The organism is Moraxella bovis (assembly GCF_025985205.1).
Classification (GTDB): domain Bacteria; phylum Pseudomonadota; class Gammaproteobacteria; order Pseudomonadales; family Moraxellaceae; genus Moraxella; species Moraxella bovis.
Map to the genome: position 1 here is coordinate 341,953 of NZ_CP087840.1, position 12,034 is coordinate 353,986.

Annotated in this window: 13 protein-coding genes; 7 read left to right on the forward strand and 6 right to left on the reverse strand. The window is 45.5% G+C overall.

Annotation, left to right across the window (positions count from 1 at the left end):
* Positions 1-173 precede the first annotated feature (173 nt).
* Together murD and LP107_RS01695 are read left to right on the forward strand one after the other, a co-directional pair.
* Positions 174-1,559 (forward strand): UDP-N-acetylmuramoyl-L-alanine--D-glutamate ligase, encoded by a 1,386-nt coding sequence (murD, locus tag LP107_RS01690; RefSeq protein ID WP_112741767.1) that lies wholly within the window; start codon positions 174-176, stop codon positions 1,557-1,559.
* Positions 1,560-1,834: 275 nt separating this feature from the next.
* Positions 1,835-3,010, forward strand: coding sequence for an FtsW/RodA/SpoVE family cell cycle protein (locus LP107_RS01695; RefSeq protein ID WP_051225921.1), 1,176 nt, complete (start codon positions 1,835-1,837; stop codon positions 3,008-3,010).
* Positions 3,011-3,024: 14 nt separating this feature from the next.
* On the opposite strand, the gene gluQRS is transcribed toward LP107_RS01695, so the two are convergent.
* The 6 genes from gluQRS to LP107_RS01725 form a co-directional block, all read right to left on the reverse strand.
* Positions 3,025-3,951 carry a tRNA glutamyl-Q(34) synthetase GluQRS gene (gene gluQRS / locus LP107_RS01700; RefSeq protein ID WP_078274469.1) on the reverse strand — a complete coding sequence of 309 codons (927 nt, stop codon included), beginning with the start codon at positions 3,949-3,951 and terminating at the stop codon, positions 3,025-3,027.
* 7 nt (positions 3,952-3,958) lie between these two features.
* Positions 3,959-4,375 carry an RNA polymerase-binding protein DksA gene (dksA, locus tag LP107_RS01705; RefSeq protein ID WP_112741768.1) on the reverse strand — a complete coding sequence of 139 codons (417 nt, stop codon included), beginning with the start codon at positions 4,373-4,375 and terminating at the stop codon, positions 3,959-3,961.
* Positions 4,376-4,607: 232 nt separating this feature from the next.
* Complete coding sequence (locus LP107_RS01710) at positions 4,608-5,426, reverse strand: metallophosphoesterase (RefSeq protein WP_162860337.1); 819 nt, start codon at positions 5,424-5,426, stop codon at positions 4,608-4,610.
* Positions 5,427-5,780: 354 nt separating this feature from the next.
* Positions 5,781-6,581, reverse strand: coding sequence for a metal ABC transporter permease (locus LP107_RS01715; RefSeq protein WP_112741770.1), 801 nt, complete (start codon positions 6,579-6,581; stop codon positions 5,781-5,783).
* A 2-nt stretch (positions 6,582-6,583) separates the two neighbouring features.
* Positions 6,584-7,333 carry a metal ABC transporter ATP-binding protein gene (locus LP107_RS01720; RefSeq protein ID WP_078274465.1) on the reverse strand — a complete coding sequence of 250 codons (750 nt, stop codon included), beginning with the start codon at positions 7,331-7,333 and terminating at the stop codon, positions 6,584-6,586.
* Complete coding sequence (locus tag LP107_RS01725; RefSeq protein ID WP_078274464.1) at positions 7,320-7,823, reverse strand: Fur family transcriptional regulator; 504 nt, start codon at positions 7,821-7,823, stop codon at positions 7,320-7,322. Before LP107_RS01725 ends, LP107_RS01720 begins: the two co-directional genes overlap by 14 nt.
* A gap of 290 nt (positions 7,824-8,113) precedes the next feature.
* Between LP107_RS01725 and LP107_RS01730 the strand changes: the two genes are divergently transcribed.
* The 5 genes from LP107_RS01730 (at position 8,114) to LP107_RS01750 (ending at position 12,022) form a co-directional block, all read left to right on the forward strand.
* Positions 8,114-8,968, forward strand: a complete 855-nt coding sequence (locus LP107_RS01730; RefSeq protein WP_078274478.1) for a metal ABC transporter substrate-binding protein — start codon at positions 8,114-8,116, stop codon at positions 8,966-8,968.
* Positions 8,969-9,229: 261 nt separating this feature from the next.
* Complete coding sequence (locus tag LP107_RS01735; RefSeq protein WP_078274462.1) at positions 9,230-9,616, forward strand: ATP synthase subunit I; 387 nt, start codon at positions 9,230-9,232, stop codon at positions 9,614-9,616.
* Between the two features lie 660 nt (positions 9,617-10,276).
* Positions 10,277-11,161 carry a F0F1 ATP synthase subunit A gene (atpB, locus tag LP107_RS01740; RefSeq protein WP_078274461.1) on the forward strand — a complete coding sequence of 295 codons (885 nt, stop codon included), beginning with the start codon at positions 10,277-10,279 and terminating at the stop codon, positions 11,159-11,161.
* 48 nt (positions 11,162-11,209) lie between these two features.
* Positions 11,210-11,455 (forward strand): F0F1 ATP synthase subunit C, encoded by a 246-nt coding sequence (gene atpE / locus LP107_RS01745; protein WP_003658962.1) that lies wholly within the window; start codon positions 11,210-11,212, stop codon positions 11,453-11,455.
* A gap of 96 nt (positions 11,456-11,551) precedes the next feature.
* Entirely contained in the window at positions 11,552-12,022 is a 471-nt protein-coding gene (locus LP107_RS01750; RefSeq protein ID WP_029102940.1) for a F0F1 ATP synthase subunit B, read from the forward strand.
* Positions 12,023-12,034 lie beyond the last annotated feature (12 nt).

The following is a 12,034-nucleotide window of genomic DNA, read 5'->3' on the forward strand; positions in this document are numbered from 1 at the left end:
ATAGTCCAAAAAGTATGCCAAACTAGGTTTTCCGTTCGCCCTGAGCCTGCCTGCGGGTAGGAAAACCGTTATGGCTCGACAAGCTCACCACGAACGGTTTTCTTTAATTTGGGATTTCGCAAGAAGTCTAATATACTTTTTGAACTATAACCGTGTTTTTAAAGGATAATATCATGGCAAATTATACAGTCATCGGCTTGGGTGGTTCTGGGCTGTCGGCGGTCAATTTTTTGGTAAATCAAGGACATACGGTTGCCGTTACGGACGGTAATTTTCCTCCATTGGCGGACAAATTGCCAAGCGGTGTGGCGACTTATTTTGGCGGTATCAATGCTGATATTTTACTTGCTTCGGACAAAGTCGTCATCAGTCCTGGCATCGACCCTACCACGCCTGCCATATTCCAAGCCATCGAGCAGGGCGTAAGTGTGGTCAGCGATGTACAAGTGTTTATTGAAAATCTAAAAAAGCGAGATACCCAAAACGGCACGCACACGCCCATTGTCGCCATTACAGGCTCCAACGCCAAATCCACCGTAACCACGCTGGTCGGACTCATGGCAGAAAAGTCAGGCAAAACCGTGGGCGTGGGTGGTAATATTGGCACACCTGCTCTTGATTTATTAAAGATTGACGGCATGGACATGGCGGTGCTTGAATTGTCGAGTTTTCAGCTTGAAATGATGAGTAAGCTTGGGGCGGACGTGGCGACCATTTTGAATTTATCTGCCGACCATTTGGACAGACATGGCGATATGGCAGGGTATCTTGCCCAAAAATTACGCATTTTTGATAATGCCAAAAATGCCGTGGTGTGGCTGGACGACGAAGAACTTGCCCGTGCCTGTATCGCTCATTTGCCCAAACACGCCCAAATGATAAGCACGTCAGGGGAGATTGGCGAGGGCTTTTCGGCAGATTTTTGTTTAAAAGGCGAAACGGACGAGCATGGCGAAACCATTTGGCTGTGTCATAATGGCGAAAAACTCATCTCATCTGATGAAATCTTGATTAAGGGCAAACATAATTTGCTTAACGCCTTATCCGCCTTAGCCTTGGGCAGTGCCGTGGGGCTTGACATGAATGCCATGCTTGATGTGCTACGGACGTTTATGGGCTTGCCACACCGCTGTGAATATGTGGCGGACGTGGGTGGCAAGGTGTATTTTAACGACTCAAAAGGCACGAACATCGGAGCGACACTCTCCGCCATTGATGGGCTTGGGGCGGTGTATGGGGAGCAGTCGCTTGCCTTGATTTTGGGCGGTCAAGGCAAGGGGCAGGATTTTGCTGAGCTTATCCCTTTTGCCGAACAGTTTGCCGACAGTATTTATCTTATCGGACAAGACGCCGATTTGATACAAAAAACGTTGGCAAACAGTCCTATTTTGGCAAGCAAAATGACACAAGCAGGCAAACTTGAAAAGGCGGTAAAGCTTGCCAGTCAAAGCTCTGCCAAAGTCGTACTACTGTCGCCTGCGTGTGCAAGCCTTGACCAATTTAAGAGTTATAATGAGCGTGGCGAGTGGTTTGTGGGATACGTCAAAGCGTTGGCGTGATTGGGCGGTGCTTGTTGGTATGGTCAAGCACATGTTTTGGGTGGGTTGTGGGGGCAAATTGCAATTTGCCCTATGATGGCACATTGACTTTGCCAAGATGGTTTTGCCCTTTTAATTTTTCGCAATACCAAACTTTGTCCGCAACCCTACCCGAACTCTACGCAATTTTTGCCCAAGCCTTTCTAATTTCCCCAAATTTTTACCAAATAATCAAGCATTTAGCAGAGATTTGGTTTATAATATAGCCCCCAAATTTTCCCAAGCATTGCCCTGTCATGAGTTTTTTTAACATCCCCACGACGATAGCCACATCGCCCTATGTACCGTCTGCTCGGACGGTGTTGATGACGAGCCTGTTTTTGTTGCTGTCCATGAGTCTTTTGATGATGGCGTCAGCGTCAGTGCCGTTTGCGATGACCAAAGGCTTGTCGCCCATGACCTTCTTTTATTCACAAGCGACTTATATTGTTATCGGTTTGTTGGCGGGCATGGTGGTGTATCGCTTTCCTTTGAAGTGGTATTTTGAAATTGGGCTGCTGGTGTTGGCATGGCTCGTGGCACTGTTACTGTTGATAGTGACGCTAATAACAGGGACGGTCATTAATGGCTCACAGCGATGGCTTGACTTTGGGGTGTTTAATTTCCAGACGTCCGAATTTGTTAAACTGCTGATGGTGTTGGTCATTGCTGACTATGTGGTCAGACGGTCGGCAGAAGTGCGGGGCAGTCTGATTGCAGGGTGGCGACTGACGGTGTGGTATTTGCCGATGATTGCCCTGATTTTGTGGCAACCTGACTACGGTTCGGTGGCGGTGATTATCGCCACAGCGAGCATTATTTTGTTTGTCAGTGGGGTGCCATTACCGCATTATGTGGCGTTGGTGTCGGCGGTGTTCGTGCCTGCACTGGTTTATGGACTACTGTCGTCGGATTATCGTAAAGAGCGACTCATGTCGTTTTGGGAGCCGTTTGATGACGTGCAGGACACCGATTATCAGCTGTCTCGCAGTCTGATAGCCTTTGGGCGGGGGGAGTTTGACGGGGTGGGCTATGGCAACAGCGTGCAAAAATTATCGCACCTGCCCGAAGCTCATACCGACTTTATTCTAGCCATCACAGGCGAAGAGTTGGGCTTTTTGGGGGTGGCGTTTGTGTTACTGCTTGAAGTGCTGATTGTGGCGACGATTATGAGAATCAGCCATACCGCCCTAAAACGTCGCCAACTGCGTCTTAGCTACATGGTATTTGGCTTTGGCGTGGTGATTTTTGGGCAAGTGCTGATTAATGCAGGCATGAACATGGGGCTTATGCCAACCAAGGGCTTGACCTTGCCATTTTATAGCTTTGGCGGTTCGTCCATGCTGATGGCACTTATCATGATTGCCATGATTTTAAAGGCGGACAAAGAAAGCGAGCGAATTTATCTGGAAAATAAAAACAGAGAGTATTAAAAGAGTTGGGGTGTTTAAACCATCCCCAATGTTGCTCCTTCTAACACGCGATTATCCCAATGACGAGTCGCCCACATGAGTATCGTGTCGGACGTCTCTTTTTGTAACTCTGCTGGCGGATTTTGCCCGAGCAAGGTTAAAGCGGTAAAGAGTAAATCGCTCACTTTATCAGGCGTGGTGGTGTCTATCGGTGTGGCAAGGTTTTGTTTGGAGAGTTTTTGTCCGTCATGATTGACAAGTAGGGGCAAATGATAAAAATAGTGAGGCGTGGGAAGGAGACATGCTTTGGCGATACAGAGCTGGGCGACCGTCATCGGCATGATGTCAAGCCCCCGCATGACGTGCGTTATTCCTTGCAAGCCGTCATCAATGGTGCAGGCGAGTATGTAGTTTATCATGCCGTTTTGGCGTTTGACGACCACATCGCCAAGACTTTTGGCAGGGTTGTCCCATATCACGCCTTGTATGCCGTCAAAAAAGGCGGTCAGCATGTCAGGCAGGCACAGACGGATTTTGTTGTCGCTTAGGTTTTTGTGCAGGCATAATCGGGGGTAAATCGGAGCAAGGTGTAAATCCTTGATATTAACGTCATAAAAGCTCACCGCAGGTATGGATAGGGCGGATAGCTCCTTGCGAGAGCAGGTGCAGTGATAGGTGATGTTTGACAAATGAGCAAGATACTCATCATAAATATCTGTGCGTTTGGATTGAAATAGGATTTCGCCGTCCGAGTATAGTCCTAAATTTTCCAAATCGGTCAAGATAGAGACGGCATAATCAGGCTTACACCGCTCAAAGTCCACGTCTTCAATCCGCACAAGCCACTGTCCGCCCAATGACTTGATATGGCAATAACTTGCCAAAGCGGTACACAGCGACCCCAAATGCAACGCCCCAGTCGGGGACGGGGCAAAGCGACCGATAATGGGGCGTGGGTTCATGGCAGACTTAGTGTCCGTGATTTTGTTTTTCTTTCATCTCGGACATGGTTTTGCAGTCAATGCACTGCGTGGCGGTGGGGCGAGCTTCTAGGCGTTTTAGTCCAATCTCCGTGCCACACGTCTCACAAAACCCATAATCGCCTGTCCCAATCTCCGCCAGTGATTTCTCAATCTTACGCACCAGTTTACGCTCACGGTCTCTGGTGCGTAGAGCCAAAGCGAACTCTTCTTCTTGGGTGGCACGGTCGTTGATGTCTGCCATTGCCCCTGTTTCTTCGTTGATGTAGTCTTTGGTGCGTTCGGCTTCGGCTAACAGTTCGGTTTTCCAATTTACCAAAATCGCACGAAAATGCTCCAACTGAGCGTTCGACATATACTCTTCGTCTTTGGCAGGGCTGTAGGGAGTGAAAGTGGCGTTTGCCATGCGTTTATCCTTTAAAAATCGTCAATTTGACCAAGCATGAAAAAATTAACACTCAAAAAATTGCGTCCTAAATGGGGATATGTTTGGATTTTTCAAGTAATTCCATAAAAAATTTAAGTATTAGGGCATAGGGGTGAATCATATTCGCCCAAAAATCAACACGTTATCATAGGGCAAATGTGATTTGCCCTTACAAGTCCATCTAAAAGTATGGTCAATTAACAATGCTTTTTTAAAACCCGCTATTATCCAGCCTTTTGACCCATGTGTCTAGCGTACGATTGTTATATAATTGTAGCAAACGAAAACCGCTTGCTACATCATCAATACCAAACTCATCTCGGTGAGGGGCAAATTGACGAGACGTGGCAGGGCAGGTATAGAGCGTTCCGCCATTTTGTTGCAAGATATGTGCCTGATGAACGTGTCCACAGAGAACATGGGGGCGATTGGTGGTATTGGTGGTGTGAGCGTTTAGTATCGCCCAAAATTCATCGCCATTTTGCAACATATGCTCATCTATCCATGCCGAGCCGACAGGGGTAGGGTGGTGGTGCAGGGCGATAAGGGTAGGCATGGCGTGATTTAGATGAGTCTTTAAAAAGGCAAGCTGGCCATCATCAAGTCGCCCGTAAATATGACCATGTAGGGCAGAATTGACCGCTAAAAGTTGCCAAGTGGCGTAGGGCAAGTCTATGACAAGACGGTGGGTGTCAATGAGCCTATCATCTTTGGCAATGGGGAGAAATGTGCGTTTGTCAAAAGGTAAATCATGCCCTATCTCATGTGTTACGTCATGATTGCCCGCCAAGCACAGATAGGGGGTATTTGTTTTATCCAATGCAGCAAACAGCCAATCATAAAGGGGTAAATGACCTTCATTGACCAAATCGCCTGTGAGTAACAGTAAGTTTGGCTTAAAGGTTAAGGCAAAATCCAGCACTTTTAAAAATTTATCGGTATTGGTAGGGACGTGCGTGGATAAATGCAAATCGCTGATTTGAGCGATGATAAAATCAGACGGAGTGGATAGGTGGGTGGGGTAGGTCATGGGGCGGTGGCTTAAAAATATGGTTAAATGTAAATGGGTGGGGCAGATTGCCATTTGTGCAAATATTATTTGTTTAAGCACCATAGGGCAAATGTGAGTTGTCCCTAAAATGCCTTTTAAAAATATGATGAATAAAAAATGTCAAAATATCTTCGTAGGGGCGTGTTGAACACGCCCGTTGATGTATTTTGAAATTAAATGACTATAATTTAAAATGGCAATTTATTGATTTTTTGGGCAGGGACGAATTGCAATTTGCCCAAAATTCATACATTATAAGGGTAAATACACCGCCTAAACGTTTGTTTTTTTGTTATTAAAAATTACAATTCACCAATTCATCAATTTACCAATTTACGACTTACCCAGCACCTTTCCCACCCCAAACACCGCAAAAAACCCAATCGCCAACGTCATGAGAATCGCAAGTCCTGTTTGTACGTCAAGCCACACGCTTCCCCATACGCCTGTGGTTACGGCGATTTGGGCGATTATCATGGCAAAGATGACCATTTGTGTGGGCGAGTGAGCAAGCAGGCGAGCGATAAGAGCAGGTAGGATAAGTAGCCCTGTGATGAGCAAACTGCCAACCGCTTGAATAGCAACCGCACAAAACCCCGCCAGAAGCCCCATAAAAAAGAACTGTTCGGTCTTAGGATTGATACCTGCGATAGACGCTAGGGCTTCTGATGTGGCAAGTTTGACCTGTTTTTGCCAAATCCACGCCAAAAAGATAACCCCTGCCCCAACCATGACCGCCAAACGGGGCAAATCGCCCCAATCCATGTCAAGTAAGCTACCAAACAAAAAGCCTAGCACGTTGGCTTGTTGCTGGGTAAGCTGGGTGAGCGTTAAAAGCCCCAGACACAACAGGGACACGGCAAGCACCGACAGCGTGGCATCGCTTGGCAGTCGCTTGTCTTGCAAAAACATAAGCGTGATGACCACGCCTATGCTCACCACACCCACACCCATGTCGGCAGGGATAGACAGCCACGCCCCAATCGCCACGCCAAGCAGAGCCCCATGAGCGAGCGTATCGGCAAAAAACGCCATGCGTCGCCACAGTACCAAACAGCCAAGCGGTGCAGAGAGTAGGGCAAGCAGTGAACCTGCTATCCAAGCAGGGGCGATAATCGGTAGCCAATCGTTCATAATTAGTGGGTATGCTGACAGTGGTCGTGATGATGAATGTAGGGGGTTTGGTGGGTGCTGTGATATTGCCCAAATAACGCAACAAACTCAGGCAGATGAGCGATGTCGGACGGCACGCCTTGACAGCAGATGTGTTTGTTTAGGCAGACGACACGCCGAGTGCCTTTCATGACCCAGTGCAAATCGTGCGACACAACGAGCATGGCACACGCCAAAAATGGGGGCATACTGTCTATAAAGTCATAAAGTAACTCTTCACTATCAGGGTCTAGCCCTTGCATGGGTTCGTCTAAGATGAGTAGGTCGGGTTTGTCAAGCAACGCTCTTGCCATAAGGACACGCTGAGTCTCGCCCCCTGATAGGTGGTGTATTTGGCGGTCAAGCAAGGGGGCAAGCGATAGTTTTTGTAGGACAAAATCACGCTCATCAGGCGTTAGGCGTTTGGTGTTTGCTTGGGCGAGCAAATCTTTGACACGTAAGGGCAAAATGCTTGGCACGCTAAACTTTTGGGGGACGTAGCTTATCACGCTGTTGTGCTTGATGATGTCGCCTGACGTGGGTTTGTTTAAGCCTAAAATGAGCTTGACCAGCGTGGACTTGCCCGCCCCGTTTGGGCCGATAAGACTGACCATTTCACCCTTGGATAAGCTAAGCGATATGTCGGTTAAAATCTTGTTTTGACCAGCATGAAAGCTGACTTTGTCTAAGCAAAACAGCTCGTCTGTATTAGCGACTGTGTTAGCGACAGGCACGACACACGCCTTTTAGTTCAATGACCGTGCGTTCTATGTCAAATCCTGCGTCATCTTTGGCAAAATTGACAATGGCGTCCACAGGTACGTTGGAGCACTCTTCAACGCTTTGGCATTTTTGACAAATCAAAAAGGCGGCGGCGTGCTTGGAGCGTGGGTGGCAACATGGCACATAGGCGTTCATGGAGCTTAACTGATGAATCAATCCTTCGGCAAGCAAAAATTCTAACGAACGATAAATGGTCGGTGGGGCGATGTTCTTGTTTTTTGCCCCTGATGAGTGGCGAGCAGACTGCAAGGCACTGATAAGGTCATACGCCCCAAGTGGCTTATCCGCTTCCAAAATCAGCCCGTACACTTCCTCACGCAAGGGCGTAAAACGCACGCCCCGAGCTTCACAGTGGGCTTTGGCATCAAGCATACGTTGTTTGGGGTCTTGATGTTCGTGGACGTTGTGGTGGTGGTCGCATTGGCAGGCGTGGTCGGTCATGATAGGCTCTTTTGGTTGTTCAAAATTATAAAATTACATTTAAAATATACGTTATTTTACCATAAAAATAGTTGGACAATTTTAAAATGACTGATGAATGCCATTGATATAACATATCATCAAATGGGCGGTGTTTGTGTTGGTAATTTTTAAGAAAAATGCTTGTTTCATCTTAATTTAGATACATTATAACAAAAGCCCATGATGTATGATATAATCTTACAAGACATTACCGCAAATTTATGCAAGTTTTGTGCCATTTTTTAAATAAATTTATTAAAAAGGTTGCCATGTTATTTTCTAAATTCCCCTTTGCTAAACTAAGCCTATTTGCCTTGCCTACCCTGCTGTCTGCGACCGTCCATGCAGGCACGGTAACGGTGAGTAATTATCCATTGTTACTTTTGTCCAATGCAGTAACACAGGGAGCAGAACCTGCCCAAATGCTACTATCTACAGGCGATGTTGGTCATCATGGTAGTCTCTCGCCAAGCAAAGTCAAGCTCGTGGGCGACAGTGATTATGTGGTGTGGTTCGGGCATGAGCTTGAACAAAATCTCGTTAAGACCTTAGAGAACGCCCCCAATGCCATTTCGCTATTTAAGATGAAGGCGTTTTATCGTCTGCCTATGAGGCAGCTTGATGGCACGCCCCGAGCTGACACCTTTGACCCACACATTTGGCTAGACCCAGAGAATGCCAAAGCCATTGTGCGAGCATTGGCGGTGGTGCATTCACACGCCAACCCTGAGCATAAGGGGTTGTATGCCGATAACGTCAAGGCGTTTCATCAAGCCATGGATAAGGCGGTGGCACAGGTGCCAAAAGAGCATAAGCGGGCGTATTGGGCGTATCATGATTCGTTCGCCTACCTTGAACGCTCGGCAAATCTACGTTTTGCAGGGGCATTGACCCCCGACCATCATTTGTCGCCCAAAGCCAGCCAATTTCGTATTTTAAATAACGACCGCCCATCGCCTTATATGTGCTTACTGTCGCAAGGGGCGATTTCGGACGGCATTAAAAACAAGCTCGGCAATGTCGGCACGCTTATCAAGCAAGAAGACATGTCAGACGGCACCGATTTTGTGGACGTGTGGCAGGCGACCGTCAATGAGATTTACGCGTGTATCGACCAAAAATAAATTGGCGGATAGGGCGTATATAAAGGCGATGTGGTAAGCATTGCCTTTTTGTCTATAAATGACATCTATCAAACTTGCTACAACCAAAGGCGTGTTTTATTTTCCTAAAACCGGCAAAAGCTTCATTCTATATTTATCATAAAAATAAATGATATTATCACTTTTTACTGATGAAAAAATGCTGATAAAATCTTGTAAGTTTTTTAAAAACTTTCTATAATACAGGACCTTACGATTTTTCACTGTGTTTTTGAGAGCATCATGAGCAAGCCTGCCCAGCGTCATCAGCAAGCCCGTGTGTATCGCTTGCAATTTCGCCAAGCGTGGGCGGTATTGATACTCATTGGCATAGGGTTTATCCTTGAAACGTTGGGGGTTGCTCACGCCACCAAAAGCATGGCATCGGGCGGACTGCTTGGTTACATCGCCCAGTGTGCGTTTACACTCATTGCCTACCGCACGACAGGGGCGAGAGCGGGGCGTGTTATCATGCTCAACATGTATCTAGGGCAGATGATAAAATGGTTTATCACGCTGATAGGGTTTGCCCTGATTTTTATGTTAGCTAAGCCGATTGGGGCGTTTTTGGTGATTTTGGCTTGTTTTGCCCTACAAGTTGTGCACGTTATGGTGATGTGGCGTATTTAGATTATCAATTAAATTTAAAAATAATTAGATTTTTAAATTTAATGCCCATTTTTTGCCAAAAATTGAAAAAATTCTGTAAGAAAACTCATATTTACCCTTTACAAGAACCACCAAAGTAGGTTATTATACTTCGGATTGCTTAGGGCGTATTGAACATTGATAACATTTTATACAATGTGATAAAATTTAATGATTTCAACTAATTTTTGTATGAAAAATGGCTATCCGACCACTTAATTTAAAAAAATTAAGTTAAAATCTTAAAATTTACACAATTAAGTGGTCGGATTGTTTTTCATTGTCAAAAGCTCGTTTGATAGAACGACTATTAAACTTCACTTTTTCCTTGAAAAACGTACGATTTTTCTCATTTTTCATAGCAAATACCAACGTTCAATACACCCTACAAACATTTCGATAAAAATTTCATAAATTTACAAGTACATTATTTTCAATGATTTGTATGAAATGATTGAAAATAATGTACTTTAAATGAATGATTTAAAATTGCTGATTGATATTTATGGGATAAGTTGAACCAGCAATTTTTTATTGTGTCATTTTAGAGCGTGTTGAGAACTCAACACCTTGCAAATTGATGGATTGCGTGATGAATTTTTCACACGTTCTGATTAACCAAGTTAAAAATAAGAGCTTATTATGGCAGCGGATTCTTCAGAATATATTGCTCACCATTTAACCAACTGGACGTATGGTTATCATCCAGAACATGGTTGGAAAGTGGCACACACCGCCCAAGAAGCCGCAGAGATGGGCTTTAAAGCCATTCATTTGGACTCCATGCTGTGGTCGGTTGGTTTGGGTGCTTTCTTTTGCTGGCTATTTTGGATGGTTGGGCGTAAGGCGACATCAGGCGTACCTACCAAGCTACAAGCCTTCATTGAGATGGTTGTTGATTTTGTGGACAACAGTGTCCGTGAATCTTATAAAGGTCCATCAAAGCTGATTGCACCTTTATCATTGACGATTTTTGTGTGGATTTTCTTGATGAACTTGATGGATTTGATTCCTGTTGATTTCATCCCTGGTACCGCACAGTGGATTGGTAGTCTGATGGGTCACGACCCGCACCATGTTTACTTTAAGATTGTACCAAGTACTGACCCGAATATCACGCTCGGTATGGCATTTTGTGTGCTACTGCTCATCATTGGTTTTGGTCTTAAATACAAAGGCGTGGGCGGATTTATTGGCGAGTTTACCTTACACCCATTTAGTGCCAAAAACCCAATCTTGCAAGCGATTTTAATCCCCATCAACCTAGTTTTAGAGACAGTAACTCTGCTTGCCAAACCCATTTCGCTAGGTCTGCGACTGTTTGGTAACATGTATGCTGGTGAGCTTATCTTTATTCTAATTGCACTTATGTACATGTCTGAGAGCTTGTTTGTTAAAGGCTTGGGTGTACCGCTACATTTGGCTTGGGCAATCTTCCATATTTTAGTTATCACTTTACAGGCGTTCGTGTTTATGATGTTGACGATTGTTTATCTGTCGCTCATCTCACAGACATCAGAACATTAATTGACACTTTTTATTTTAACCCTTCAAACAGGTCATTAAGGAGACATCATGGATCCAGTAATCGCTCAATACACGCTTCTTGCTGTGGCTCTTCTAATCGGTGCAGGTGCTTTGGCAACTGGTATTGGTTTTGCTATCCTAGGCGGTAAGTTCCTAGAAAGTACTGCTCGCCAGCCTGAGCTTGGCTCGCAACTTCAAACCAAAATGTTCATCGTGGCAGGTCTTCTTGACGCCGTACCGATGATTGGTGTTGGTATTGCCATGCTTCTACTATTCGCCAACCCATTCGCATAAGTTGAAGCGGTCAGTCTAGGTCCATTCTTGTCGGCAGTTTACTTGCCGACAGCAATTGGCTATCACCTGACTTTCACTAACAAATGAGGTGATTGGATGAATATTAATTCCACCATTATCGGTCAGATGATTGCGTTTGCGTTTTTCGTGTGGTTCTGCATGAAATTCGTATGGCCGCCACTCATCGGAGCGATTAACGAGCGTCAACGTAAAATCGAAGAAGGCTTAAACGCCGCCGAAAAAGCAAAAGCTGACCTTGCATCTGCTGAGTCACAAGTCCAAGCAGAGTTTGCAAGTGCCAAAGCTGAGGCTGCTTCTATCATTGAACGTGCTAACAAAACTGCCAATCAAATGATTGAAGACGCCAAAGTCACAGCCCGTCTTGAAAGCGAGCGTATTATTGGTGCGGCCCAACAAACGGTTGACCAACAAATTGCCCAAACTCGTGAACAGCTACGTTCACAAGTTGCGACTCTTGCAGTACTTGGTGCTGAAAAGATTCTAGAAGAAAAAGTTGATGAACAAAAACATGCCAGCATGCTAGCACAACTGGCAACCAAGCTGTAATTAGAGGAACTC